The organism is Amycolatopsis sp. NPDC104775 (genome assembly GCF_055583325.1).
Genome location: NZ_JBVJOE010000010.1, coordinates 104,132 through 128,808 on the forward strand (window position 1 = coordinate 104,132; position 24,677 = coordinate 128,808).

Below are 24,677 nucleotides of genomic sequence, written 5' to 3' on the forward strand. Positions count from 1 at the left end.
CTCAGCCGGTTTTGCGCACCAGGTTCGTGTACCCGGCCAGCGCCAGCGTCGCCAGCCCCCACACCGCGATCTGCACGCCCCAGATCGCCCCGGTGAACACCTGACCGGCGACACTCGCTGTGTCGAGGTCGCAGCGGCTCCGCAGACCAGTCGGCGCGATCGGCAACCCCCGGTCGAGTCCCAGGCCGATCAGTTCCACCGGCGAACACGCCGCCCCGGTCGCGACCCGTTCCGCCGCGTGGTGCCCGGGCTGGGTTTCCGTTGCCCCCGCCCACAATCCGAGCGCACCAGCGGCCACGAGCGCGAGCAGCAACGCCGCCGCGGTACGCCGGGCGCGGTAGCCATAACCGGCCAGGGCACCCCAAATCCAGTGGAACACTCGCGACATCCGCCCGCCGAGAGCGTCCGGCGAACGGCGGCGCAGGTCGTCCTGCTGAGCGATCAGGATGGTGCGCGCGTTGCCGTCGTGGCCCGCGGTCCGTTCTACCGCCGCCAGCTTTTGGTAACCGGTGGCGTCGTAGTACTCGGTGTGGCAGCGAAGCAGATGCAGCCAGCGCCGCCAGCCGAACGATGGATCGATGGCGGTGTAGGCGAATCCGTCCAGCCACGCCAGTTCGGGATGGTCGCATTCGGCACTCGTGCTGCCGTCGGGGCACACGAGCTTGTCCGGCATGAACACCGTGGTGGCCTTCGCGTCGGAGAGCCCGAGCAGCCTGCCCTCGGGCGATGTGACGCGCGTGGTCGCGGAAAACTCGAGCTGCCCGCCGATCTGCGCGCCCTGCAACCGCACCGCGCCGATCTCGCCCTTGCCGCTCAGGTGCGAATCCCGGATCAGCATGCTGCGGCCGACTGTCAGGGTGTCCGCCTCGATGGCCGGTCCGAGGTCATTGGAGACCGTGATGTTCTGGCATTCCAGCGGACCGCCGACGCACGCGCCGTTGAGGTGGATCGCGCCGTCGGCTGACGAACCGGTGATCCGCGTGCCCCGATGCAGATACAGGCCGCTGCCCAGCTCCGCCGAACTCGCCTCCAGCGCGGGCCCGTTCGGATTGGAGATGTCCGCGCCCCGGCACAGCAGGCTTCCGCCGACGCGCGCGCCGATCAGCCGGATCGCCCCTTCCGCGGTCGTCCCGGTGATCCGCACGTGGTCGGACAGGTGCAGGTCGCCCTCGATCCGCACCCGGGAGGCGTGCAGTCCCGGCAGCCGCCCGCCGATCAGGTACAGGTGCGGCAACCTCGCCTGGCGCGCGAGCACCGGCTGGTCGAAGACACAGGTGAGCAGCATCAGCCCGGCCGCCGCGGAGGCGCCGTCGAGGTTCAGTTCGCCGGTGATGCGCGCCCGGGCCAGCATGATCCCGCGCGGATCGAGGTCGCCGTGCCTGCCCAGCAGCAGGTCGCGGAAGACCTCCGCGCGCACGAGGTGCTCCGGCCGTTCGGTTTCGGCCAGCTCGGCGACGCCGATCGAAGGGGCGTTGAGCAGCTTGCCGTTCCGGGCGAACTCGACCACGCTGCGTTCGAAGTCGCTGAGATCGGTCACCTGGGGCGCAGTCACGCCCGAGATCATGCCCCGTTCCGGGCTCAGTCGCGACGCGTCCCGCGCTCGAGTTGTGCGGCGAGATCCATCAGCCCGTCGGCATGGAGGTCGAAGCTGTCGCCGGGGCCAGGCGGATCGCCGACCGGACGGCCGACGTACGCGGTCCGGAACCCCGCTTCCCGCGCCCCGCGCAGGTCCCAGGCGTGCGCGGCGACCATCAGCAGCCGCTCCGGGTCGCGGCCAGCGACGTCGACGGCGAGCCGGTAGACATCCGGAGCTGGCTTGTAGGTGCGGGCGTCCTCGGCGGACAGCACGGTGTGCCAGCGCAGTCCGGCGTTCGCGCACAGGTCGAGCAGCACGGTTCGGCTCGCATTGGACAGCCCGACGAGCGGGAAGCGTTCGGCAAGGCGGGCGAGCCCCTCGACGGTGTCCGGCCACGGCGGCAATTGCCGGGCCGCTAACGCCAGCTCGGCCGCGTCGCCAGCACCGACGGCATCGACGACGGCCTGCGCTGCTTCCCGGTCGATGACGGCACTCGCGGCGAACGGCCGTTCCCCGGCGACAATCCGGCTCTGTTCCTGCTCGACATGCTTCTGCCACACCGAAAGCAGCTCTTCTATCTCTGCGTCCGCGAGCGACGGCGCGAATTTCCGGATCCCTGCCCGGATTCCGGCCGGTTCGTCGACCAGTGTGCCGAGCACGTCGAACACGAGCACCTCGATGTCCATGATCGCAACCTAACCGGACGCTCCGCCCAGGGCAACCAGTGCCGCTCGCAACCAGCGGCCGTATTCCGCCGCGGACCAGCCGTGGACTCGGCGCAGATGCACCAACGTATCCGCGCACAGCAAGGCGTCCGTTGTGCTCGCGAGCCACGCTAAGTCCACAGTGGACTCAAGCAGACCGTCCTCCGCTGCACGGGACCAGAATTCCTCGCACAGCCGCGCCGTTTCCCTCCGCCCAGACTGTGCCGCCTCGGCGATTTCCGCCTCCACGCCCTCGGCTTGCGCCGCGACCTCCAGCAAAGCTCCGGCGCGGTCCGCGATTCCGACCGCGACGTCGGCGAGCGCGGTCAGCCGTTCGGCGAGAGTCGCCGCGCTCATCGCGTCCCGCGCTCGCGGCCGATGCGCGACGTCGATCGGCTCCGCGTCCCCCACGAGCGCTTCGTCGACGACTCGCCGGAACAACGCCGCCTTGGTTCCGAAGCGGACGTACACAGTCCTCGGCGCGACCCCGGCGCGCCGCGCGACCTGCGTCAGCGCGGTGGCCGCGTAGCCGTGTTCCAGAAACAGCTCCCGCGCCGCCGCGACGACAAGGGCCTCGGTCCGCGCGATCCGGGCAGCACCGAACTCGGCTCGAGCATCGGCCTTGACCTGGTCTTTCACCCGATGCATCACCTGAAACTGCCGGTGGCCGATCTGGACCGGTCGACCGCCTGGTACGCCGACCGGCTCGGCTACGCGATCACCCTCGAATTCCGCCAGCACGGCCGCCGGACCGGGGTCACCATGACGCATCCGCGCGGCGGGCCAGACCTCGGCCTCGTGCTCAACCCGGACCTCGCCCGCGCCGCGGCCGGGTTCGACTACTTCTCCCTCGGCGTCCCGGACCGGGCCAGCTTGATCGCACTTGCCGACGACCTCGCCCGCCGCGGCGAACAGCACGCGGGCGTCCACTTCGCGACCCTCGGCTGGATCCTGCCCGGCCTGCACGACCCGGACGGGCACGAGGTCCGTTTCTACACCACCGAATCCCACACCACACTCGACCCGGCGAAACCGCTGGTGATCGACGACGCGATCGCGTCCGCGCGAGCCGCCGAACAGGTCTGGCTCAGCCAGCGTTAGTCCACTGTGGAGGTTTTGCGCAGCGCGAAAAACGCCGCGACCACCACCGCCAGCCCGATCGCATACCCGAGCACCAGCAAACCCACGCGCCCGCTGAAATTGCCGCCCACCGGAGGAAGCACGACGGAAAACACCGCGACGAGTGTGATCACCACGGATCGCACGCGCCCGGCAGGCAACGACGCGGCCAGCGGAACCACCGCCCACAGCAGGTACCACGGCTGCACGACGGGCCCGAAAATCACCAGCGCGCTCAGCATCAGCCCGAGCGAGCGGACCGCGTCGATCCGGCCAGTCCATTGCCGTTGCAGCACGACGACGATCGCGGCCGCGGTGAGCACGTAACCGATGATTTTGCCGACGCCGATCATCGTCTGCGTAATGTGCGCGCCGAACAGCGAACCGACTCCGCCGACGAGGAAGCCGAACCAGTTCGTGGGCGCCATCCAGCTGTTGACCGCCCCCGAGGTCGTCAGCGCGGACACCCAGCCGAACCCGATCCCCGACGCCAGCGAAACCGCCGCGGACACCGCCGCGAAGACGACGACCATCGCCGCGCCGGCGAGCAGGAACTCGCCGATCCGGCCGCGGCGACGGGCGAGCGCGGTGCCGACCGCGGCCAGCGCGACCAGTGCGGGCACCTTCACCTCCGCGCCGAGCGCGATGAGCAGCACCCCGCCGGCGAGCGGCCACCAGCGGATCCGGTCGCCCACCGCGTCCAGCGCGACCGCCACACCCGCCACCATCAGGCCAAGCATCAGCGAATCGTTGTGCATCCCGGCGACGACATGCCACAGAACCAGCGGGTTCAGCACGCCCAGCCACAACGCCACCCGCGGCGACGCTCCCGCCGCGGCCGCCAGCCGCGGCACCGCCCACACGATCAGCACCAGCCCGGCCACCTCGACCAGCCGGTGCAGCGCGACGCCGACGATCGGATTGCCGCCGCACACCTGCGCGATGACCCGCTCGACCACTCCGAACAACGGCCCGTACGGCGAAGGCGTCTCGCGCCAGTAAACGCTGACCCGGCCGACGATGTCCGACGCCGAGCCCAGCGCTTGCTGCGGCCCGACGACGTTGAGGTCAAATCCGTGCGCGGCCACCGCGCCCTGCGCGAGATAGCTGAAAACGTCCCCGCTGAACAACGGCGGCACGACGAGCAACGGCCCGCACCACAACGCGAGCGTCCACTTCAGCCACCCCGCGTCCGGGACGTCCGAAGCGAGGACGCGCCCGCCGAGCAACGCCCACGCGAGCACCACCAGGCCGACGCCAGCGATCCCGCCCGCGAACGGCAGCACCCCGGTCATCCCGGCGGCCCCGGCGTACACCGCGACGGCCAGCAGCAGCACGCCGCCAAAGCCGGTCCAGCGCAGGCTCGCCGCGGACGCGAAACTGAAAAACCGCACGGGCCGCGAGAGCGTGACCGGCTGACTACTCATCGAAGACCTGCGCACGACATGCGCCGATCGTAGTAGCCGCCGCCTCCTCCAGCCCCCGCGCCACCACCCCGGCTAACCGTCCGTGAGGGGACCCCTGGGGGAATCGGATTCCCCCAGGGTTCCCCTCACGGACCTTGCCCGGCAAAAGTCCACAAAGGACTCAGTTCTGGTCCCGGGTGATCACGCCGCAGGCGAACCGGGAACCGGCGTCGCCGGTCGCCTTGGTTTTTTCGTCCGGCACCGGCGCGTTGGGATCGTTGCGGACGCTGTAGCGGTCAGCGGGGATGTTCGCGAAATTGTCGGACTTCGAGTGCACGATGATCGAGGTCCCGTTAGGACCGAACAGCTGATCCAGAGTGAAGGTGTCCAGCAGGAACTTCGTGTAGCCGCGGCCATTCGACCGCACGAGCACCGACGGCAGCTGTCCGATCGGCAATCCGGTGTGGTGGTCCATCGGCATCAGATGGCCGCCCGCCGCGGTGAACGGGTTTTTCGGATCGCCGACAGTGCAGTTTCCCTTTTCGTGGACGTGCATGCCATGGAAACCGGGCGCGAAATGACCAGTGAGGTACACCTCGACCCAGACTGCGTGCGAGCGGCTGTCGGCGGTGAACCAGGCAGAACCGACCTCGTTGCCCTTGGCGTCCTTCAACGTGGCGGAGGCGGAGTCGCCGTCGCGGTAGGCCGCCCCGGCCGGCTGCCGGGCAGTGTCCGGCAGCCCCTCGCCGACGTAGCCGCTGGCCGCCGGCGCCACGCCCACGACCAGTGCGCAGGCACCCAACGCGCCTGCCACCAATTTCTTTCTGCGCACGGTATCTCCCTGAGGGCACTGGTGATCTCTGACCGCTCCAGAATCGTGCCTCGCCTTCCCGGTGACCAGGGGCCAGATGGCACTAACCGGGTCCTGCGCGCGGCGGAATGTCCACCTTTCGCCCCTCTCCGTTCAGGAAGAGAATTCGGCGATCAGCCGCTTCACCGTCTCGTACACCGGTTTCGCGGAATAATCGTCGCGCAGCAGCCCGAACCGATTCTCCCGGGGACCGCTCGACAACCCGTCTCGCAGCCCGAAAATCTCGTAGGTGTCCACCCCGGTCTCGGCAGCCAGTCCGAACACCGTGCGCGCCACGGATTCCATCACCCGAACCTGTTGTTCCTCCGAATTCTCCGGTCCGGTCGGCCAGCCGGTCTCGGTGATGTGCATCGGCACTTCCGCCGGGATCCCGATCTCCGTCGCGGAGGCGCGAAACGACCGCACCACATGGGTCACCGCACCGGCCAACGCGTCGGCGGGCACCGGACGGAAGACGTCCGGGAAGAAGTCCAGGCCCAGGAAATCCACCCGGGCCAGCACCTCCGGGTCCACCGCCGCGCGCACCGCGGACCAGAACGGATCGCCGGGCAGCGCGACCGCGGCGTTGAACCCGATCGCCACGTCGACCCCCAGCCGCGCCCGTTCGTCCAGCGCCGCCGCGAGCCCGGCGCCGAGCGCTTCGTAACAGCCGGGGTTGCCGCCGTCCAGCGGCGCGGGCACGTTGACCTCCTCACAGACCTGCAGTTTTCCGCCGCCCAGCTCGGCGACCTCGCCGACCGCGGCGCGCACCGCGGCGGCGAACCCGTCCGGGTCGGCCTCCGGGCTGCCGTAGCCGAGCACGTAGTCGACCACCCGTCCGTCGCCGAGGTACGGCACCGGGTTCGGCGGCGTCGGCTCGTGCGGACCCCGGTAGCTGCGATAGCACCGCACATAGAACCGTTCCGTGCCCTTCGCGAGGTCCCGCAACGCTTCCGCGGTCCGTTCGACGTCCTCCGGCGGCGCGTCGATGAAGGTTTCCAGCCGCACCAGGTCTCTGCTGACCACGCCGGGCCACACGCCAAAAGTGAACACAAGCATCTCCTCCAGTAGTCGTATACGAGCAATGTACTCGTATACGACTACCGTGCGCTACCCTGTCCCGGTGCCGACGAACGCTCTCGACAATCCGCTCGTGCTGCCGATGCTGGGCCTGCTCGTGGAAACCCCGCGCCACCAGTACGCGCTCCTGCGCGAACTCCGCACCCGCTATCCGTTCCTGAACCCGAAGACGTCAACCGTGTACACGCTGGTCGGCACGCTGACCCGGAACGGCCTCGTCGCACCGGACGGCGACGGCGACCCGCAGCCGGTGCGGCTGACCGAGGCGGGTCTCGCCGATTTCCGCGGGCGGATCGAACGGCAGCTGCGCGACGCTGACCCGAACCTCGACTCCCGGTTCCTGATCGCGCTCGCCTACCTCGGCGCACTGCCGCCCGCGAGTGCGGTGACCCTCTTGCGAGACCGGGCGGACCGGGTCGAAGCTCAGCACCGCGAGCTGTCCGAAACGCTCCACAGCGCCGATGTGCCGGAAATGCAGATGATCGAGGTGCATTTCCTGGTTTCGCGGCTCGAACACGACGCCGCGTGGCTCGCCCGCACCGCGGCCCGGATCGAGAGCGGAGACCTCGTTCCGCCCCGATGATCACAGCTTTCATCGTGATTTCATCGCTTCCCCTTACCGTGCGCGTGCGCCCGGCGGCAGCTTCCCGGGCAGAAGCGAAGGTGGGGGTATGACCGGCGAATCCGGATCAGTGATCGACGCCGCGTCGGCCGGGGTGGAGGACCTGGCGGACTCGGCACTCACGGGACTCGACAAGGCGGGGCCGGTCGGCGACCTGGCCAAACCGGTGGTTTCCGCGCTGCGCAACGTGTGGGAGGGCTACTTCGGGGCTCCGATCCCGCCCGGCAGCACCAACTGGAACGCTTACACGCACCAGCAGCTGTACCAAATGCTGTGGGAGAAGGCCGATGTCGGCGACGTCAGCACGGTCGCGGCGGAGTGGCAGCGGCACGGCTCGGAAATGCGCGCGCACGCTGATTCGCTCAAGGCGCAGCAGGGGACGCTGCACGAGAACTGGAGCGGAGAGGCGGCCGAACGCGCGTCCGGACGGCTGGGTTCGCTCGGCGAGCGCGCGTCCGGGATCGGCGACCGCGCCGGAACTGTCGGCGGCGCGGCCCAGAACGCGGGCGATTCGCTCGCCGTAGCGCGCAACACCATGCCGAAACCGCCCGGCGACCCGACTGGGGGCGCAGTCGCCGCCGCGGCGGCCGGAGCGGGTGCGGGCGCGGTCATCGGCGGGATCCTCGGAGCCGGCGCGGGCGGCATCGGCGCCGGTCCGGGTGCGTTGATGGGCGCGGCGATCGGTGCCGTCGCGGGCGGCGGGGCCAGCCTGTTCGCCTCGAATGTCGCCGCGGCGGAACAGAAAGCCGTGGCCGTGCACGTAATGCAGCGCTACGAAGCCAGCCTGCACAAGAGCTCGCGCGCGATCAATCCACCGCCCGCCGGGGCGACGACCGCGGATTCCTACGGCACGGACGAGTCGACCAGTGCCTCGAGCTACGTCGGCCCGCTCGGTGGAGCCGGAACCGGCGCGGGCAGCGGTATGCCGTGGGGCGCGCTGACGACCGCGGCCCCGGTCGAATCGGGTCTGTCCGCCGGACTTCGCTCCACGCTCGGCATGGAGAGCGCGCTGCTCGCCCGCAACGCCGCGATGGCGGAGATGGCCGCCGCCCGCGCCGCGAACGGCAACGGGAACGGCATGCTGCCCGGCCGCGGCGCGAACGCTTCGCAGGAAGAGGAGGAAGAGCACAAGAACAAGATGCCGGTGCTCGACCAGCCGCTCCTGCACCCCGAAGACAAGACCATCAGCCCGGTGATCGGGCTGTGACGAACAGGAGCTTTCGATGACCGGCCACGAGGTCGCCCCGAACGCACTGGACCGGCAGGTCGCCGCGCTGGGCAGGCTCGGCGAGCAGACCGGGGAACTCGCCGGTTCGGCGGGACGGCTCGCCGACCGGCTTCCGCGGCTCGGCACCGCGCCGCCCGCGCTGCACCTGGCGCAGCGGTTGCGCGAGGCCGCCGGGCACGCCGGGCTCACCGGCGAACTGGGAGCGGCGAACACCGAGCTGACCGGATTCCACGAGGCGCTGCGGGCCGGGATCCGGCGCTACCAGGAACACGAATCCGGCGTGCGGGAAGCGTTCCAGCGGCTCGAACGGCAAGCCGAATGACCGCCGTGGCGCCGCGCACCGGCGACGAGACTGTCCACATCGGACTTGTCGAAGCCGATCTGCTGGCCATGCACGCCGGGGCGAGCTGGCCGTTTCCGTTGCGGGTGCCGTCCTACGGACGGATCGAGGGCGAACGCGAGATCCTGTTCGCCACCGCAGGTCAGGCGTTGCAGGCGCGCGGTCTCGCGGACGAATCCGGGCCGGACGGTCTCGCCGCGGAAGCCGTGACCGCGTTGCGCGAACGCCGCGGCATCGTCGATTTGGTGGTGGCGGACGCCGAGGGGGCGACCGCCGTCACCGCACTCGTTTACCGGTCCTCAGCGCTGATCTGCCGTCAGCGGCTCGAAGCCGGCACGCTTTCGGTGCGCCGGGTCGACGAGACCGCGCTGGTGGACGCCGTGCTCGCGGAAATCCCGCCGATGGAGGCGGCCCGCACGATGCCGGTCACGCTGCCCGCGCACGCGGTCAAAGAGGCGATGGCGCTCACCGACGACGAGGACGACGTCTCCCGCGCCCACCGGCTGCGCGACCTCGTCCGCGACAGCGGCGGCGACCCGGCGGCGCTGGACAGCCTCGTCGGCCTGGTCGTCCCGCTGACCGGAAGCGGTCAGCTCGGCGCGACCCGCGACGGGCGCACCCGGGAAGGCCGCGAACTGTCCTGGCTGGACGGCCCGCGCGGCCGCGTCCGGGTCAACCCCGCGCGCGACGGCTGGCTCAGCGTGAACTCGCTGCGCCCAGCCGACCTGCGTTTCGCCCTCGGCGAGCTGGCCACCGTCGCGCGGCGGCCGCGATGACCGCACCGAAAACGACCGGAGGACTTTCCGTGCCGATCCAAGACTCGGCGGCCTGGCTCGCCGACTACCAGAACAACCTCTCCCGGATGCGGGCCAACGCCGAAGCCGCCAGCGAGAGCCTTTCCCGCGTCGGCGGCCGGGCCGCGTCCCCGCGCGGCGAGGTCGAGGTGCAGGTAGGCCCCAGCGGCGCACTGACCGACCTGAGGCTGAGCCCTGCCGCCCGCGCGCTGGAAGCCGACGCGCTCGCCCGGCTCATCCTGGCGACCGTGCACGACGCGCACCGCCAGGCCGGCGCGCAGGTCGTGGACATCATGACCGATTACGTCGGCGACGGCCCCGCACTCCAGCTCGTCCGCGACAACCTGCCGGTCGAGGCAGCCCCCGCCGCGCCGCGCCAGGAGGACGACTACTTCGCGAACCCCGGGATCATCTCGTGACCGCCGGTTTCGAGGTCGACCCCGCGCAACTGCGCCGGCACGCCGCCACCGTCGGCGACCTGGCCGACCGGCTCGGCACCGTCGCCCGCAGCGCCCCGTCCGGCCTCGGAGACCAGGCACTCGGCGTTTTCGTGCAGTTCCTCACCGCGGGCCTCCAGTCGGCTGTCATCAAGACCAACGACGCCGTCTCGCATGCTTCGTCCACTGTGGACACAGTGAGCGCGAATCTCGCCCAGGCCGCGGAAAGCTACGAGCGGCGCGACCAGGGCAACGCGGCTTCGCTGCCCGGAAAGGACCTGCCGTGACCGACTCCGGCCAGCTGCTGGCAGACCTGAAAACCACCACGCGGGCGGTCGAAAACCACGACTGGGTGTCCGCGGGTCTCGGCGGCGCCACTACCGCGCTCGACCTGCTCGGCGCGTCGCAGGATCCGCTCGCGGCCTTGACGTCCGCCGGGTTCGGGATGATCACCGAGCTGGTGCGGTTCCTGGAAGAACCGCTGAAACAGCTGCAGGGCAACCCGGATTCGGTGTCGTCGCACTCGCAGGGCATGGAAAGCGGCGGCCAGCAGGTGTCGTCCGTGGCGGAGGATTACCGGCAGTCCGCTGGCCCGGAAACGTCGGGATGGAGCGGTTCGTCGGCTTCGAGCTACCGCGACAACAGCTCCCAGCACGCGGACTGCGTCGAGGCGGTCGGCCAAGCGGGCATCGCGATGGCCAAGGCGGCCACCGGGGCGGGGAAGGTGGTCGCGAAGGCACAGCAGGAGGTCGGCGGGCTCATCTCGGAGGCCGTCGGGCAGATCATCCAGCTGATGACCCAGGCGTTCGCCGCCGCACAAGCGACGTTCGGCGCGAGCATCGCGGCGGCGATCCCGCAGGCAGTGGCGATCGCTACCCAGTACGGCGGGCAGATCGCGCAGAAGCTCGGGGTGCTGCTGTCGGATTCGGAGAACCTGCTGCAGCTGATCACCTCGGTGACGCAGGGGTTGGAGGCGGCTACCCAGCTGATGAGCAAGCTCAGCGAGGCCGCCAAGTCCAGCTCTGGGGATGAGGCGGGGTCTTCTTCGGGGGCGCAGTACGCGAGTTCGCCGGAGTACTCGGATGACCCGAATTCTCAGTATCCGCAGCGCACTCCGGTCAGCTCAGCGCAGCAGGCCTAGTTAGCCGCGACGAGTTCGACTTCGAAGCCGTCGTCGTTCTGCAAGTACGCGGCATAGTGCTCCGCGCCGCCCGCATGGGGATGTTTCTCCGGAAACATCAGTTGCCACCCATGCCGGGCGGCGTCGGCGGCCAGCTGTTCGACCGTCGCGGCGTCCTTGACATGAAAAGCCAGGTGGTTCAGGCCCGGCCGACAGCGCTCGTGCCGGTCCGCCGTCAACGCCGGGGACTGCTCGACCACGAGATACGTCGGCCCGAGCCGCCAGCTGCGTCCGGCGTCCCAGTCCTGGAACTGCTGGTATCCCAGCTCCTCCAGCAGCCATCCCAACGACGCGACGGCGCGGCCGAGGTCCGGCACCCACAACTCGACATGGTGCAAAGTCCCGTGTTCGCTCACGAGGGACCGCGATCCGAGCTGAGCACCACCCGCAGCTCCCGATCCAGCTCTGCCCCCGGCTCCACGTCCAGATCCGTCCGCAACCGCTCCCGCATCCGCCGGTGCACCGCCAGCGCATCAGCCCGGCGCCCACCGCCATGGAGCGCCCGCATCAGCAACACTGCCAACGGCTCCCGATGCGGATGCACCGCCAGCAACGCAGACAGCTCATGCACCACCTCATCGGTCCGCCCCAGTTTCAACTGCAGCACGGCCTTCTCCTGCACCAACGTCAGCCGCCGCTCGGTCAAGCGCAACCGCTCCCCCTCCACGAACGGACCGGGCAACCCGGCCAGCGGCTCGCCGTGGAACAGGGCCAGCGCACCGTCGTACGCATCGACCGCGGCAGCCGGGTCGCCGCCGCGGGTAGCGGTCGTGGCTTCCGCGATCCGGTCGGTCAGTTCGGTGACATCCAGCCGCGCTCGCTCCCCGGCGAAGCGGTATCCGCCGCGATCGCTCCCGATGACCGAGTCTTCCGTTCGTTCCCCAGCTCCCCGCAGGCATTTACGCAGTCGATGCACGTAGACCGGGACCACTCGGCCGCCAGTCCCGGGCGGTTCCAGACCCCACACCCCGTCGAGCAGTTCCCCGGGACTGACCGTCTCGCCGGGGCGCAGGACCAGCGCCGCCAGCAATGCCTGTTGCCGCACCGGGCCGAGGTCCAGCAGATTCGGTCCCCGCCAAGCCTGCAACGGGCCGAGCACGCTGAACCGCAACGAGTCCGGGCCGACCGGGGCCGGGGCCGAGCCGGGGGTGACCAGACCGTGGTCGAAGGCGTAGACGATGGCCGCCGCCCGGTCGCGGAGGCGGAGTTTCGCGCACACCCGCTCGTAATGCGCCTCGACCGTGACCGTCGAAATCCCCAGCGTTCCGGCGATTTCGGCGTCCGTCAGCCCCCGGGCCACCGCCGTCAGCACGTCCAGTTCGCGCGGCGTCAGCAGCCCGGACGGCATCGCCGGACGAGCAGCAGCCGCGCGGTAGGTGGTGAGCACGCGTCCGGTGACCGCCGGATCGAGCCACGCCTCGCCCATCGCGACCGCTCGCACCGCGCGGATCAGGTCCTCCGCCGGAGAATCCTTGAGCACATACCCGACCGCGCCCGCGCGCAGCACTCCGGCGAGCAGTTCGTCGTCGTCGAAGGTGGTCAGCGCGAGCACCGGCGGGCGCGGGCCGGAAGCGCGCAGCCGTCGCGTCGCCTCGATGCCGTCGACCCGCTTCATCCGCAGGTCCATCACCACGACATCGACCCCGCCGGACGCTTCGAGCGCGGCCGGGACCTCGTCGCCGTCCGCGCACTCCCCCGCCACCACGAACCCGTCGCGGCGGCGCAGGATCAGCCGCAACCCCGACCGCACCAACTCCTGATCGTCGACGAGCAGTACCCGCGTTTCCCCGGACGCAGCGGTCACGACACCGCTCCCCGCGCCAACGGCACCGTCACGTCCACTACCCACTCGCCGCCCTCCGGCCCGGCGGACAGCCGCGCGCCCAGCTGCTCCGCGCGCGCCGCCATGCCAGCCAGCCCCGAGCCGCCCGAGTTCCGCGCGCCACCGTCGTGTCCATTGCGGACAGTCAACCGGGCATCCGTCGCGCCGATCTCCAGCCGTACCAACGCCTTCTCCGCCGGAGCATGTTTGACCACGTTCGCCAGCGACTCCTGAGCGATCCGGTAGAGCCCCAGCCCCACCGTGGTGTCGACCGCGGTCACGTCGCCCTCCAGTTCGTAGTCCGCGACCAGCCCGGCCGCGCCCGTTTCGGCCACCAGGTCCGCGATGTCGCCCGCACCGGGCAACGGCCGCGTCCCCGGCGACTCCTGTGCGAGCAATCCAACCGTGCGGCGGATATCGGCCATCGCCGCCCGCCCGATCCGCTCCGCCTCGGTGAGCGCCGCGACGGCTTCGTCCACGTCGCGATCCGTGCGCAACCCGTGCCGCGCGCCCGTGACGTGCAGCAACGTGATGCTCAGCGAATGCGCGACCACGTCGTGCACCTCGCGCGCGATCCGCTGCCGTTCACCGAGCCTCGCCTGTTCGCGCACGGCCTCCTGCTTGCCGCGCTCAGCGTCCAGCGCGCGCACGTACCAGCGCAGCATGAACCCGGCAGCCGTCCCGACCAGCACCGCCAGCACGTACACGGGGAATCCGACCAGCCCGACGGTCAGCGCGGCCGCCCCGAGCACCGCGATCGACCCGGCGGTCGCCGCGAACACGACCCGGGCCGAGGCGATGGACCCCAGTTCGCCGCCGAGCACGATCAGCGCCATCGGCGCGAAGTCCGCCACCACCGGACTGGTCAGCAGCAGCCCGACCCCGGCGATCGTCGCGAGCGCCTTCAACCACGACGGCGCGAGCCGCCCGGTGCACACCCACAGCAGCGTCGACGACATGACCAGCAGAAACCCGGCGATCGACACCGGCAGCGCGGACCCGGCCCGCTGCCCGACCGCGACGATCAGCCCGACCACCGAGAAGGCGGTCGTCCCCAGCGGGACCCACCAGGGCAGCGTCAGCCCGGACCGGGCCAAGCCGTCCGCCAGCCTGCCCCGCAACCGGTTCTTCGCCGTCTCCCACACGGGGTCCAGCCTAGAAAACCGCGTCGCGAGCCGCCGGGGGTATCGGCGATACCATGCCGCGTGCGCTTCGCCCGGCTCTCCCTTGTGCTGATCCTGCTGCTGCCCCTCACCGCGTGCGCGACCGGCAAGGACGCGGTCGGTCGCTCAGACACCTTCGAATTCGTCTCGCCGGGCGGGCAGACGACCATCCACTATCCCGTGCCGCAGCGCAAAAAGGCAGCCAACCTCAAGGGCCAGAGCCTGCGCGAGCCCGGCAAAGACCTCTCGCTGGCCGACTATTCCGGGAAAGTCGTCCTGCTCAACCTCTGGGGAGCCTGGTGCGGGCCGTGCCGCGCCGAAGCGCACACCCTGCAGGAGATCGCCGATTCCGGCCGGTCCCGCGGGATCCGGGTGCTCGGCATCAACGTCCGCGACAACCCGAAGTATGCCGCCGACTTCGTCAAAGACCTCCGGCTCAGCTACGAATCGATCTTCGACCCCTCCGGCCGGGTCGCCCTGCGACTGCGCGGCCTCCCGCTGACCGCGGTGCCGATCTCGCTGATCGTGGACAAGCAGCAGCGGGTCGCGGCCGTCTACCTCGGCGCGGTCCTGCGGACCGACGTCCAGCCCACCCTGGACAGCGTGCTCGCCGAGTAGATCGGCCAAGGTCCAGACCGCTGCGGAGACGTGCGCCTACCATGGACGGATGACCGCGAGTGGCTACAACCGCCGGGAACGGCCCGCCAAGCCCGCGCTGAGCCGCGAAGGCATCGTCGCGGCCGCTCTCGACGTCGTGCGCCGCGAAGGGGCCGAGCGCGTCACCATGCGGCGGCTCGCGAAGGAACTGGACACCGGCCCGGCCTCGCTCTACGTCTACGTCCGCGACACCGACGAACTCCACGCGGCGGTGCTCGACGAACTCCTCGGCGAAGTCCCGACCGCCGCCGGTGCCGCCGAAGGCGACTGGCGGAGTCGCTTGTGGACAGTCATGTCCACCTACCGCGACGTCCTCTACGCCCACCCCGGGCTCGCCCGCGTCGCACTCGTGACCTCGTTGAACGGGCCGAACTACCTCGCCGTCGTCGACACCGTGCTCGGCTTGCTCGCCGAAGCCGGGGTGCCGTCCGGACCGGCCGCGTGGACGGTCGACCTGCTGCTGCTCGTCGCCACCGCCAGCGCGGTCGAGCACAGCACCCACAAGGACCGCCCGGACGCGCAGCGGCAGCACGACCGGCTCGCCGAAACCATCCGCGGCCTCTCGCCGGAAACGCATCCGAATATCGCCGCGGCGGGCCAGAACCTCTTCTCCGGCAACGGAGACACGCGTTCGCGATGGGCGATCGACGCACTCCTCAACGGCGCGCGGACCACCCCGCTCCCCGACTGAATGGTTCAAACCACTGCCGCACAAGGGTTTCTCAAAAGGTCCATAATGGACCAGTACGCCGGAATAGCGGCGATAACGGGCGCAATGTCCGTTTGATCAACCCCGCCAAATACCGCACTTGATGCGTTCCCTCCTTTCGTAGGTTCCCGGAAAATTTCCGCCGATCTACCTTTGCTGTGGTCGGATCCACCTCCCCACCCTTTCCGGTTTCTTTTTCTGCATGCCTATAAGGAGTTCCAGAATGCAGATCAGAAAAACGTCCGCACTCGTTTCCCTGCTCGCCGCGGCCGGCCTGGCCGCGACGATGGGCGCGGCTCCCGCCTCCGCGGCCTCGGCCCAGCACCACCTCAAGCACGGCCTCGGACTGAACGTCGCCGGGCTCAAGGCTTCGCAGGCCAAGATGCACGCCCACGCGAACTCCGCGCTCCCGGTGCACCAGCGCGCCACGGCCGAACTGCCCTCCAGCGGCGACCTCACCCAGTACGCCAACGCTCCCGGCGACCAGGGCCAGGTCGGCTCGTGCGTCACCTGGGCCACCGGCTACACCGGCTACGGCGTGCTGATGAACGAGCAGGGCATCAGCGGCGGCCCGATGGCCCCGATGTTCATTTACTCCCAGATCGCCAAGGGCAACGACCAGGGCACCTGGGCGAGCGTCGCGCTCCCGATGGAACAGAAGCAGGGCATCGACACGAAATCCGACTACTGGCAGGGCGATTTCGACTACACCACCCAGCCCGACCAGAATGAGCGGGCGAATGCCGCGCACTACAAGCTGTCCGGCTACACGCAATTGTCGACGAGCGGCGACGCGGCGCGGTCCGACATCGAGAACGCCATTTCCCAGGGCGAGCCGGTCGCGATCGGGTTCACCGTGCACCAGAGCTTTATGAACCTGGACTCCTCGACCGCGAGCGACTACTCGTACCTGCCCGGCGACTCGAACAGCGACCCGGTCGTCGGCGGGCACGAGGTGACCATCGTGGCCTACAACGACCAGGGCGTGAAGATCGAGAACAGCTGGGGATCCGGCTGGGGCGACAGCGGTTTCGTGACCGTGCCGTGGTCGTTCTTCAACACCGGCGACGTCGACGAGGTCAACGCGATGGGCAAGCTCGTCCAGGGCTGACCCGCGCTTTCTCCGGACAACGCGGAAGGGCTCCTTGCGGGAATTCCCGCAAGGAGCCCTTTGCCGATCAGCCGGTCAGCCGGTCAGCCGGTCAGGAAACTCAGACCAGGTCGTACCGGTCGTTGTTCATCACCTTGTGCCACGCGGCGACGAAGTCGCGGACGAACTTCTCCTTGGCGTCGTCGCAGCCGTAGACCTCGGCGACGGCGCGCAGTTCGGAGTTCGACCCGAACACCAGGTCGTTGCGGGTGCCGGTCCACTTGACCTCGCCGGTGGCGAGATCGCGGCCCTCGAAGGACTCCGCGTTCGGGCCCTCGCCGTCGGCGGGCTTCCACTCCGTGCCCATGTCGAGCAGGTTGACGAAGAAGTCGTTCGTCAGCGTGCCCGGGCGGTCGGTGAAGACGCCGGCGGTCGAGTTCTGGTAGTTCGCGCCCAGCACGCGCAGGCCGCCGACCAGCACGGTCATCTCCGGCGCGCTCAGGTTGAGCAGGTTCGCCTTGTCCACCAGCAGGTACTCCGACGGCAGCGCGTTGGCCTTGCCGCGGTAGTTGCGGAACCCGTCGGCCTTCGGCTCGAGCGGCGCGAACGACTCGACGTCGGTCTGCTCCTGCGAAGCGTCGGTGCGGCCCGGCGTGAACGGAACGGTGATGTCGACGCCGCCGTCCTTCGCCGCCTTCTCCACACCCGCCGCGCCGGCCAGCACGATCAGGTCGGCGAGCGAGATCTTCTTGCCGCCGGTCTGCGCGCTGTTGAACGCTTCCTGGACGCCCTCGAGCGTACGCAGCACCTGCGCCAGCTCGTCCGGCTCGTTGACCTCCCAGCCGCGCTGCGGCTCGAGGCGGATGCGGGCGCCGTTCGCGCCGCCGCGCTTGTCGCTGTGCCGGTAGGTCGAGGCCGACGCCCAGGCGGTGGACACCAGCTGCGACACCGAAAGGCCGGACTCGAGGATCTTCGCCTTGAGGTCCGCCACGTCCGCGTCGTTGACCAGCTCGTGGTCGACGGCCGGGACCGGGTCCTGCCAGATCAGCTCTTCCCGCGGCACGAGCGGGCCGAGGTAGCGCTGGATCGGGCCCATGTCGCGGTGGGTGAGCTTGAACCAGGCGCGGGCGAAGGCGTCCGCGAACTGGTCCGGGTTCTCGTAGAACCGGCGCGAGATCGGCTCGTAGATCGGGTCGAAGCGCAGCGCCAGGTCGGTGGTCAGCATGCTCGGCGCCCGGTTGAGGTCACCGGTCTCCGGGTCCGGCACGGTGTTCGCGGCGGCGTTGTTCTTCGGCTTCCACTGGTGCGCGCCCGCCGGGCTCTTGGTCAGCTCCCACTCGTAAGTGAAGAGGTTGTGGAAGAACCAGTTGCTCCACTTCGTCGGGGTGGGGGTCCAGGTGACCTCCAGCCCGCTGGTGATCGCGTCCCGGCCCTTGCCGCTGCCGAAGCTGTTCTTCCAGCCGAGGCCCATCTGCTCGATCGAGGCGCCTTCCGGCTCCGGGCCCACGTGCACGTCCGCGTCGGCCGCGCCGTGCGTCTTGCCGAAGGTGTGCCCGCCCGCGATCAGCGCGACGGTCTCCTCGTCGTTCATCGCCATCCGGCCGAACGTTTCGCGGATGTCGCGCGCCGCGGCGATCGGGTCCGGGTTGCCGTTCGGGCCTTCCGGGTTCACGTAGATGAGGCCCATCTGGACCGCTGCCAGCGGGTTCTCCAGTTCGCGGTCGCCCTTGTACCGCTCGTCGCCGAGCCAGGTGCGCTCCGGGCCCCAGTAGACGTCCTCGTCCGGCTCCCACACGTCGGCGCGGCCGCCGGCGAAGCCGAAGGTCTTGAAGCCCATCGTCTCGAGCGCGCGGTTGCCGGCGAAGATCATCAGGTCGGCCCACGAGATCTTCTTGCCGTACTTCTTCTTGACCGGCCACAGCAGACGGCGCGCCTTGTCGAGGTTCCCGTTGTCCGGCCAGCTGTTCAGCGGCGCGAACCGCTGCTGCCCGGCGCCGGCCCCGCCGCGGCCGTCGTCGATCCGGTACGTGCCGGCGCTGTGCCAGGCCATCCGGATGAACAGCGGGCCGTAGTTGCCGAAGTCGGCAGGCCACCACTCCTGGGAGTCGGTGAGCACCGCGTCGACGTCGCGGGCGAGCGCGTCGAGGTCGAGGCTCTGGAATTCCTTCGCGTAGTCGAAGCCGTCGCCCATCGGGTCCGCCACGGCGGGATGCTTCCGGAGGATCTTCAGGTTGAGCTGGTTCGGCCACCAGTCACGGCTGCTGCCGCCCTCGGTCGGGTGCGCGAAGCGGCCCGTGTGGACCGGGCACCCGCCCGCGGTCTCCTCATTCATCTCGCCGACTTCGGCGTTCGGGGTGTCAGACACGGGAATCCTTCCGGAACTCAGAATCAGTTAGCTGCCGTCGAACAGGCGGGGCATCGGCCCCAGTAGACGACCTCGGCCTCGTCGATGACGAAACCGTGTGCATCGGAAGCGGTCAGGCAAGGCGCTTGCCCGACCGCGCAGTCGACGTCCTCGATGGCACCGCACGAACGGCACACGACGTGGTGGTGGTTGTCCCCTACCCGGGCCTCGTACCGCGCGACCGAACCGGGCGGCTGGATCCGCCGCAGCAGGCCCGCCTCGGTCAGCGCGCGCAGTACGTCGTAAACGGCCTGATGGGACACCTCGCCGAGATCCGCACGCACCATGCCGATGACGGACTCGGTGTCCGCGTGCGCGTTGGCGTGCACGGCGGAGAGCACGGCCAGCCGGGGGCGCGTGATCCGCAACTGCACTCCGCGCAGCAGCTGCTCGAAGTCCGCGGTCGTCGGCATGCCGTCGAGTCTGCCGCATTTTCTGGAATGAATCAAGAATCTGTCACCCACTCCGGGTGTCCTCCTCCTGGCGGTCGCTTGACAGCCAAGGAGGTCTACGGTGAGTAGACCAAAGAGACGTCCGACACATCCGAGGTGACGCCAGAAATGACCGAGGCCGTCGAATCGCCCAGTTCGCACCCGGTCGGAGTCGATATCACGCGAGCGAGTATTGCCCGGGTGTACGACGCCGCCCTGAACGGCACGAACAACTACGAGATCGACCGCAGGGTGCTCGAACAGGTCCGGACCGTGGCCCCGCAGGTCAACGACCTGGCCTGGGCCAACCGCAACTTCCTCATCCGGGCCTGCCGCTTCCTCGCCACCCAGGGCCGGATCACCCAGTACCTCGACTGCGGCTCCGGCCTGCCGACCGCGGAGAACACGCACCAGGTCGTGCAGCGGATCATCCCCGAGGCGCGCGTGCTGTACGTGGACAACGACCCGGTGGTGCTCGCGCACGGGCGCGCGCTGCTCGAGGAGAACGAGAACACGCGCTTCATCGACGCGGACATCTTCAAGCCCGAGCAGATCCTGCAGAACGAGACCGCGCGCGAGTTCCTCGACTGGACCAAGCCGATCGCGTTGCTGCACAACGGAACCCTGCACCACTACCTCGGCGACGACTACGCGGAGATGATGCAGACCTATGTGGACGCGCTGCCGTCCGGGTCGTTCGTGGTGATCGCGCACTTCCTCGACCCGCAGACTCCCGAGCACAGCGAGATCGCCCGGAAGATGGAGGACAAGTTCACGCACAGCCCGATGGGCAGCGGCGTCTTCCGCACGCACGAGGAGATCGCGCGGATGTTCGGCGGCACCGAACTGGTCGAGCCGGGCCTGGTGCTGTGCGACGACTGGTGGCCGGACGGCCCGCGGTACCAGCCGCTGAACCAGGTGCAGGAGTGCATCGCGGGCGGGGTCGGCCGGAAGGCCTGACGCACTCGCTTCGCCGGTTTCGAGACCTCCCCGCGGGATTCCCGCGGGGAGGTTTTTCTCGCTCGGCCGGGCGCGCTCAGTCGAGGATGCGGTAATCCAGGTCGGACAACGGCGAATCCGGGTTGAGCGCGACGCCGACCGTGCGCAGGGTGTCGTCGAGGATCGACCAGACCCAGCGGGCGAGCAGCTGGCGCAGGTCGTCGCGGCCGATGCCGCGCGGGGCGTCGAGCCAGTGGGCGGTGCTCGATTCGACCAGCCCGACCAGACCGTAGGCGATGGTCTCGCCGACGCGCTGGTCCGCGCCGAACAGGCCGAGGTAGTACTCGAACAGTACGGTCAGCTGCCGGGCGATCGCGGTCTTCACGTCCGCGACGACGTCGCGCGGCCCGGTCACCGACTGCCGCATCAGATATTGGTAAAGCTCGCGGTGTTCGGAAAGCCAGTCGATGTGCGCGCCGATCGTCGCGTGCACCATCTCGCGCGGAGTTCCGGACACTCCCCACAGCGGAGTGAATTGCGCGCCGATCATTTCCGCCGCGCGCAACGCGATAGCGCGCTGCAGATCCGCGGTGTCGGCGAAATGTTTGTAAATGCGCGTGCGAGCGACCCCGGCCTCGTCGGCGATCTGCTCGGTGGACACCTCGGGCCCGTACCGGGCGATCGCGCGCATTCCGGCTTCCACGAATTCCCGGCGCCGGCGTTCGCGTTGCCCTGCCCACCGGGTGGCCCGCCCGTCGGGCGGAGTACCTGAGGACGTCATCCGCGCGAGTGTATCGCCGGGTCACATACCGGATACGCCGCTGTACCTGTTACTTTTTGCAGGGCGGGATGACTGTCCGTGGTCGGGATTGCCTCGATGTGGCGGTCGCTTTCCCAGCGGCGGTTGCGTGATTGTGATCCAGATCATGGTCCGGGGACGCGTCATCGGCACGAGGGGAGCGAGTCGCGTCGATGAAGCGAGCGTCGCCCACCAGGGTGGCGTGCAGGGAGGAACACATGGACGGCGAACAGCACCGGCCCGAATTGTCCACCGGCCACCGGGTCATCTACCTGGTCGGCCAGCGCACCGGCAGGCGCCAGCTGTGCCGGCGCGGGGTGGTCACCGGAGCCCCGGTCACCGACGACGACACCGCGGTCACCTGGGTCCCGGTCCAGGTCGACGGCCAGGCGAGAGACGCGGCCCCGCAATGGATCGCGGCCGACGCGATCATCGACGTGGTGAGCTCGTCATGAGCGCGGAACAGTCCGTGGCCACCCCGATTTTCGACGGCGTGGTCGCCGAAGCCGGGCTGGACTGGTCCGAAGAGGACATTCCCGCGGGCGGCAAGGGCAGGGCGGAGGAGGAGAAGTCCGGCACTGGCAACTAGCCGGTTCGGTTCGCCCCCGGACCGTCGCGCTCGCACGTGCTTAGGCCAATTCAGTGTCACCGGTTTGCGCCTTCGATACTGCACTCGTCCGGGTGAACTTTGCACCGCCTTCTGGCGATGAATGCTGCCCTGGACAGGAGCCACTCGCGGCTGACCCACGCTGGCTCGCGCCTTTCGCCAGTTCCCCACCACTCCTCCCGCAATCGCGCAAAGAATCAACGGTGACAACTGCCGTCCGACGCCAATCCAGCTTCGCGAAAATGCCACGAATGCTTTTAGGCAACATGCCGTCGACTCTCCGCCACTAATTCCAGCAACGGAAAGCCCAGATCGTCAGTAATAAATCTGCCCGGGAACACCGCCGCCGACCGCGATAGCGTCGCCATTAATCGCCACACTGCGCGGGGACGCCAGGAACGCCACCACGTCCGCCACCTCGGCCGCCGTCACCAACCGCCCGATGCTCACCCCGGCCGCGAGATTCTTTTCCAGCTCCGCCACGGAAATCCCGCGCGCCGCGGCGATCTTGGCGAACTGCTCAGGCGTGCGCTCGGTGACCGTGTAGCCCGGATGCACGACCGTCACGGTGATGCCCCGCGGCCCCAGCTCGTCGGCGAGGTTCTTAGTCATCGCCGCGACCGCGACGTTGCGAATCGACCCGAACGTCGAACCGGCCAGCCGCGCGTTGAGCCCGCTGACGTTCACGATCCGTCCCCAGCCGCGCTCCCGCATCCCCGGCGCGAGCGCACGGGCGCAGCGGAGGTAACCGAGCACCTTGGTCTCGATCTCGACGCGCAGCTCCTCGTCGCGCAGGTCGTCGAGCGGCGTCCGAACCCCGCTCGACGCCGGAGCCGCGCAGTTGACCAGCACGTCCGCCGCACCGAACTCCGCCTTGACCCGCTCCGCCATGGCCGCGACCGCGGCGTCGTCCGTGGTGTCGGCCGGCACCGCGACAACCTTCGTACCGTGCCTTCCGACGCTCTCCACCGCGGCGGCAAGCGCCTCGACGTCCCGGCCGACGAGCGCGAGGTCAGCCCCCTCCGCCGCGAGCACCTCGGCGACCGCCAGCCCGATCCCGCGGCTCGCCCCCGTGACGACCGCGCTCTTGCCCTTCAACCCGAGATCCACAGTTCCCCCTCAACGACGACGGCGAGGCTTGCCGCGCCCGCCAGACTTGGGCCCGCTCCGCCGACGGTCCGGTTCGCGCTGCGGCTGTTTCTTCTTGACCGGAGCCGCCTTGCCCGTCTTCGCCTGCGTTTCCTGCTGTCCTCGGGTGCTGTTCACCGTGCGCCCGCGAACGATGCCGATGAACTGCTCGACCAGCTCACTGGTCTCACCCTCCGGCCAGGACAACGCGACCCGCGACTGCGGCGCGTCCACGACCGGCCGATAAGTGAGGTCGCGCCGATGGTGCAACCGAGCGAGCGACTGCGGCACCAGCACCACCCCGACGCCAGCCGCCACCAGCTCGATCGCGTCCCCCGTCGTCTCCGGCCGCTCCAGCGCGGCTTTGCCCGGCAGCTCGTCCCAGCCGAGAGAATCGTCGAGCGGATGCAGCACGAGCTCGTCCGCGAGGTCCGCAATGGACACCTCGTCAGCCGCCGCGACCAGGTGCTCCTTGGGCACGATGACCACGGTTGTTTCGGTGTAGAGCGGAATCGCGTGCAACCCCTCGCGATCCTCGGACAGCCGCAGCAACGCCGCGTCCACCCCGCCCTCGCGTACAACGCCAGCAGCCTCGGCAGCGGTGACCGCGACCAGGTCAAGCGGCACGTCGGGTTTGCGTTCGCCCCAGATCCGGACCCACTTCGCGGGAGTCGCACCCGGAACGTAGGCGAGCCGGAACACCGAGGCCTGGTCGGCTCCTGTCACGTGGCAAGGCTACCGGCGCGGGACCGCCGGTTACGCTGGTGGGCATGACGGCGCAGAAGACCCCCCAGACCATGAAGCCGGCGACGGCAGCGAAGAAGCTGGGCGTCTACCTAGAAGCGACCCCCGCAGAGTTCCGCGCGGGCACCGTCTCGCGCGACGAACTGAACGCCCTGCAGGCCGACCCCCCAGAATGGCTGCGCGACCTCCGCCGCAACGGCCCGCACCCGCGCCCAGTAGTAGCGGCGAAACTGGGAGTCTCCATCGGCGGCCTGGCCCGAGGCGGCGTCACCGAAGCACTGACGACAGAGCAAATCGAAGCCCTGAAAACCGAAAACCCCACCTGGCTGCAACGCGAACGCGAAACCCAAGCCGAAGTCCGCCGCGAAGCCGCCCGCCTGCACGCGGAACAAACTGACAAGTAGTCCACTTAGGACCCTCAGCCCACGCGAACTTCGTGAGGGCCACCCTCACGCGCCCTGATTCCCTCAGGGTTCCCCTCACGACCTTCGCCTGCCGTGAGGGCCACCCTCACACACCCAGATTCCCCCAGGGCCCCCCTCACGACCTTCAACCGCCGTGAGGGCCACCCCCACACAGCCAGATTCCCCCAGGGTTCCCCTCACGACCCACCCCCGCCCGATCGCGGCGAGGCACCCCATGAGGTTTCTCGGCAGCCGTCGCGCGTAGTTCCGCAACCGGGGCGGGAAGCGTTGCCCAGGCTCGTGGCGGGCGTGGCGGATGGGGGCGCTAGCCCCCCATCCCTAAAACCGCCACCGCCCCGCCCAACCGGTCCAGGCACCCAGCCCCCTCCCTGCACCCCGATACGAAGCCTCCCTGCGGTTCGGGGGGGGGGGGTGGGGGGGCGT

The 24,677-nt window shown here is 69.6% G+C and carries 29 protein-coding genes; 15 read left to right on the forward strand and 14 right to left on the reverse strand.

The window, feature by feature from the left end; all coding sequences use genetic code 11:
* Position 1: 1 nt before the first annotated feature.
* The 3 genes from ACZ63D_RS34685 to ACZ63D_RS34695 are packed head-to-tail and all read right to left on the reverse strand — an operon-like array spanning position 2 to position 2,928.
* Positions 2–1,552, reverse strand: coding sequence for a hypothetical protein (locus ACZ63D_RS34685; RefSeq protein ID WP_465358552.1), 1,551 nt, complete (start codon positions 1,550–1,552; stop codon positions 2–4).
* A 26-nt stretch (positions 1,553–1,578) separates the two neighbouring features.
* Complete coding sequence (locus tag ACZ63D_RS34690; protein ID WP_465358553.1) at positions 1,579–2,262, reverse strand: haloacid dehalogenase type II; 684 nt, start codon at positions 2,260–2,262, stop codon at positions 1,579–1,581.
* A 9-nt stretch (positions 2,263–2,271) separates the two neighbouring features.
* A complete protein-coding gene (locus tag ACZ63D_RS34695; RefSeq protein ID WP_465358554.1) occupies positions 2,272–2,928 on the reverse strand; it encodes a TetR/AcrR family transcriptional regulator in 657 nt (218 codons plus the stop codon).
* Between ACZ63D_RS34695 and ACZ63D_RS34700 the strand changes: the two genes are divergently transcribed.
* Entirely contained in the window at positions 2,923–3,381 is a 459-nt protein-coding gene (locus tag ACZ63D_RS34700) for a VOC family protein (RefSeq protein WP_465358555.1), read from the forward strand. The genes ACZ63D_RS34695 and ACZ63D_RS34700 overlap by 6 nt on opposite strands.
* Here ACZ63D_RS34700 and mptB read toward each other — a convergent pair.
* The 3 genes from mptB to ACZ63D_RS34715 all read right to left on the reverse strand — a co-directional run bounded on the left by mptB (position 3,378) and on the right by ACZ63D_RS34715 (position 6,708).
* Positions 3,378–4,826, reverse strand: coding sequence for a polyprenol phosphomannose-dependent alpha 1,6 mannosyltransferase MptB (gene mptB, locus ACZ63D_RS34705; protein ID WP_465358556.1), 1,449 nt, complete (start codon positions 4,824–4,826; stop codon positions 3,378–3,380). The two genes, ACZ63D_RS34700 and mptB, sit on opposite strands and share 4 nt — an antisense overlap.
* Positions 4,827–4,986: 160 nt before the next feature.
* Positions 4,987–5,637, reverse strand: coding sequence for a superoxide dismutase family protein (locus ACZ63D_RS34710; protein ID WP_465358557.1), 651 nt, complete (start codon positions 5,635–5,637; stop codon positions 4,987–4,989).
* Positions 5,638–5,769: 132 nt separating this feature from the next.
* On the reverse strand, positions 5,770–6,708 hold the full coding sequence (locus tag ACZ63D_RS34715; protein ID WP_465358558.1) for a hypothetical protein: 939 nt from the start codon (positions 6,706–6,708) through the stop codon (positions 5,770–5,772).
* A gap of 70 nt (positions 6,709–6,778) precedes the next feature.
* On the opposite strand from ACZ63D_RS34715, the gene ACZ63D_RS34720 reads away from it, so the two are divergent.
* From ACZ63D_RS34720 to ACZ63D_RS34750, 7 genes are all read left to right on the forward strand, one after another.
* A complete protein-coding gene (locus tag ACZ63D_RS34720; protein ID WP_465358559.1) occupies positions 6,779–7,318 on the forward strand; it encodes a PadR family transcriptional regulator in 540 nt (179 codons plus the stop codon).
* A gap of 88 nt (positions 7,319–7,406) precedes the next feature.
* The gene (locus tag ACZ63D_RS34725; protein WP_465358560.1) at positions 7,407–8,564 is read left to right on the forward strand and encodes a WXG100 family type VII secretion target; all 1,158 of its coding nucleotides are present in this window, start codon (positions 7,407–7,409) and stop codon (positions 8,562–8,564) included.
* Between the two features lie 16 nt (positions 8,565–8,580).
* Complete coding sequence (locus tag ACZ63D_RS34730; protein ID WP_465358561.1) at positions 8,581–8,907, forward strand: hypothetical protein; 327 nt, start codon at positions 8,581–8,583, stop codon at positions 8,905–8,907.
* On the forward strand, positions 8,904–9,701 hold the full coding sequence (locus tag ACZ63D_RS34735) for an ESX secretion-associated protein EspG (RefSeq protein ID WP_465358562.1): 798 nt from the start codon (positions 8,904–8,906) through the stop codon (positions 9,699–9,701). Before ACZ63D_RS34730 ends, ACZ63D_RS34735 begins: the two co-directional genes overlap by 4 nt.
* Positions 9,702–9,730: 29 nt before the next feature.
* Entirely contained in the window at positions 9,731–10,138 is a 408-nt protein-coding gene (locus ACZ63D_RS34740; RefSeq protein ID WP_465358563.1) for a YbaB/EbfC family nucleoid-associated protein, read from the forward strand.
* Positions 10,135–10,443: a type VII secretion target gene (locus ACZ63D_RS34745; RefSeq protein ID WP_465358564.1), complete on the forward strand. Its 309-nt coding sequence runs from the start codon at positions 10,135–10,137 to the stop codon at positions 10,441–10,443. The genes ACZ63D_RS34740 and ACZ63D_RS34745 overlap by 4 nt, the downstream gene beginning before the upstream one ends.
* Positions 10,440–11,297, forward strand: coding sequence for a hypothetical protein (locus tag ACZ63D_RS34750; protein WP_465358565.1), 858 nt, complete (start codon positions 10,440–10,442; stop codon positions 11,295–11,297). The genes ACZ63D_RS34745 and ACZ63D_RS34750 overlap by 4 nt, the downstream gene beginning before the upstream one ends.
* On the opposite strand, the gene ACZ63D_RS34755 is transcribed toward ACZ63D_RS34750, so the two are convergent.
* The 3 genes from ACZ63D_RS34755 to ACZ63D_RS34765 are packed head-to-tail and all read right to left on the reverse strand — an operon-like array spanning position 11,294 to position 14,303.
* A complete protein-coding gene (locus ACZ63D_RS34755) occupies positions 11,294–11,692 on the reverse strand; it encodes a VOC family protein (RefSeq protein ID WP_465358566.1) in 399 nt (132 codons plus the stop codon). The two genes, ACZ63D_RS34750 and ACZ63D_RS34755, sit on opposite strands and share 4 nt — an antisense overlap.
* Positions 11,689–13,140 (reverse strand): BTAD domain-containing putative transcriptional regulator, encoded by a 1,452-nt coding sequence (locus tag ACZ63D_RS34760; RefSeq protein ID WP_465358567.1) that lies wholly within the window; start codon positions 13,138–13,140, stop codon positions 11,689–11,691. The genes ACZ63D_RS34755 and ACZ63D_RS34760 overlap by 4 nt, the downstream gene beginning before the upstream one ends.
* Complete coding sequence (locus ACZ63D_RS34765; protein WP_465358568.1) at positions 13,137–14,303, reverse strand: sensor histidine kinase; 1,167 nt, start codon at positions 14,301–14,303, stop codon at positions 13,137–13,139. Before ACZ63D_RS34765 ends, ACZ63D_RS34760 begins: the two co-directional genes overlap by 4 nt.
* 60 nt (positions 14,304–14,363) lie before the next feature.
* Between ACZ63D_RS34765 and ACZ63D_RS34770 the strand changes: the two genes are divergently transcribed.
* The 3 genes from ACZ63D_RS34770 to ACZ63D_RS34780 all read left to right on the forward strand — a co-directional run bounded on the left by ACZ63D_RS34770 (position 14,364) and on the right by ACZ63D_RS34780 (position 16,798).
* Positions 14,364–14,939, forward strand: coding sequence for a TlpA family protein disulfide reductase (locus ACZ63D_RS34770; RefSeq protein WP_465358569.1), 576 nt, complete (start codon positions 14,364–14,366; stop codon positions 14,937–14,939).
* 49 nt (positions 14,940–14,988) lie between these two features.
* A complete protein-coding gene (locus ACZ63D_RS34775) occupies positions 14,989–15,669 on the forward strand; it encodes a TetR/AcrR family transcriptional regulator (protein WP_465358570.1) in 681 nt (226 codons plus the stop codon).
* A 241-nt stretch (positions 15,670–15,910) separates the two neighbouring features.
* On the forward strand, positions 15,911–16,798 hold the full coding sequence (locus tag ACZ63D_RS34780; protein ID WP_465358571.1) for a C1 family peptidase: 888 nt from the start codon (positions 15,911–15,913) through the stop codon (positions 16,796–16,798).
* Positions 16,799–16,898: 100 nt separating this feature from the next.
* Here the strand turns inward: ACZ63D_RS34780 and katG are convergent, their stop codons facing one another.
* Both katG and ACZ63D_RS34790 read right to left on the reverse strand, forming a co-directional pair.
* Complete coding sequence (katG, locus tag ACZ63D_RS34785; protein WP_465358572.1) at positions 16,899–19,142, reverse strand: catalase/peroxidase HPI; 2,244 nt, start codon at positions 19,140–19,142, stop codon at positions 16,899–16,901.
* Between the two features lie 23 nt (positions 19,143–19,165).
* Positions 19,166–19,594: a Fur family transcriptional regulator gene (locus ACZ63D_RS34790; protein ID WP_465358573.1), complete on the reverse strand. Its 429-nt coding sequence runs from the start codon at positions 19,592–19,594 to the stop codon at positions 19,166–19,168.
* A gap of 147 nt (positions 19,595–19,741) precedes the next feature.
* On the opposite strand from ACZ63D_RS34790, the gene ACZ63D_RS34795 reads away from it, so the two are divergent.
* On the forward strand, positions 19,742–20,572 hold the full coding sequence (locus ACZ63D_RS34795) for an SAM-dependent methyltransferase (RefSeq protein ID WP_465358574.1): 831 nt from the start codon (positions 19,742–19,744) through the stop codon (positions 20,570–20,572).
* A gap of 76 nt (positions 20,573–20,648) precedes the next feature.
* Here the strand turns inward: ACZ63D_RS34795 and ACZ63D_RS34800 are convergent, their stop codons facing one another.
* Positions 20,649–21,332, reverse strand: a complete 684-nt coding sequence (locus tag ACZ63D_RS34800) for a TetR/AcrR family transcriptional regulator (RefSeq protein ID WP_465358575.1) — start codon at positions 21,330–21,332, stop codon at positions 20,649–20,651.
* Between the two features lie 236 nt (positions 21,333–21,568).
* Here ACZ63D_RS34800 and ACZ63D_RS34805 point away from each other — a divergent pair, with 236 nt between their 5' ends.
* Both ACZ63D_RS34805 and ACZ63D_RS34810 read left to right on the forward strand, forming a co-directional pair.
* On the forward strand, positions 21,569–21,805 hold the full coding sequence (locus ACZ63D_RS34805) for a hypothetical protein (protein ID WP_465358576.1): 237 nt from the start codon (positions 21,569–21,571) through the stop codon (positions 21,803–21,805).
* Positions 21,802–21,939 carry a hypothetical protein gene (locus ACZ63D_RS34810; protein ID WP_465358577.1) on the forward strand — a complete coding sequence of 46 codons (138 nt, stop codon included), beginning with the start codon at positions 21,802–21,804 and terminating at the stop codon, positions 21,937–21,939. The genes ACZ63D_RS34805 and ACZ63D_RS34810 overlap by 4 nt, the downstream gene beginning before the upstream one ends.
* A 333-nt stretch (positions 21,940–22,272) precedes the next feature.
* Here the strand turns inward: ACZ63D_RS34810 and ACZ63D_RS34815 are convergent, their stop codons facing one another.
* Complete coding sequence (locus tag ACZ63D_RS34815; protein ID WP_465358578.1) at positions 22,273–23,067, reverse strand: SDR family NAD(P)-dependent oxidoreductase; 795 nt, start codon at positions 23,065–23,067, stop codon at positions 22,273–22,275.
* Positions 23,068–23,076: 9 nt separating this feature from the next.
* Entirely contained in the window at positions 23,077–23,811 is a 735-nt protein-coding gene (locus tag ACZ63D_RS34820; protein WP_465358579.1) for a LysR substrate-binding domain-containing protein, read from the reverse strand.
* A gap of 71 nt (positions 23,812–23,882) precedes the next feature.
* Between ACZ63D_RS34820 and ACZ63D_RS34825 the strand changes: the two genes are divergently transcribed.
* Positions 23,883–24,233 carry a DUF5997 family protein gene (locus ACZ63D_RS34825; protein ID WP_465358760.1) on the forward strand — a complete coding sequence of 117 codons (351 nt, stop codon included), beginning with the start codon at positions 23,883–23,885 and terminating at the stop codon, positions 24,231–24,233.
* The last annotated feature ends 444 nt before the right edge of the window (positions 24,234–24,677 follow it).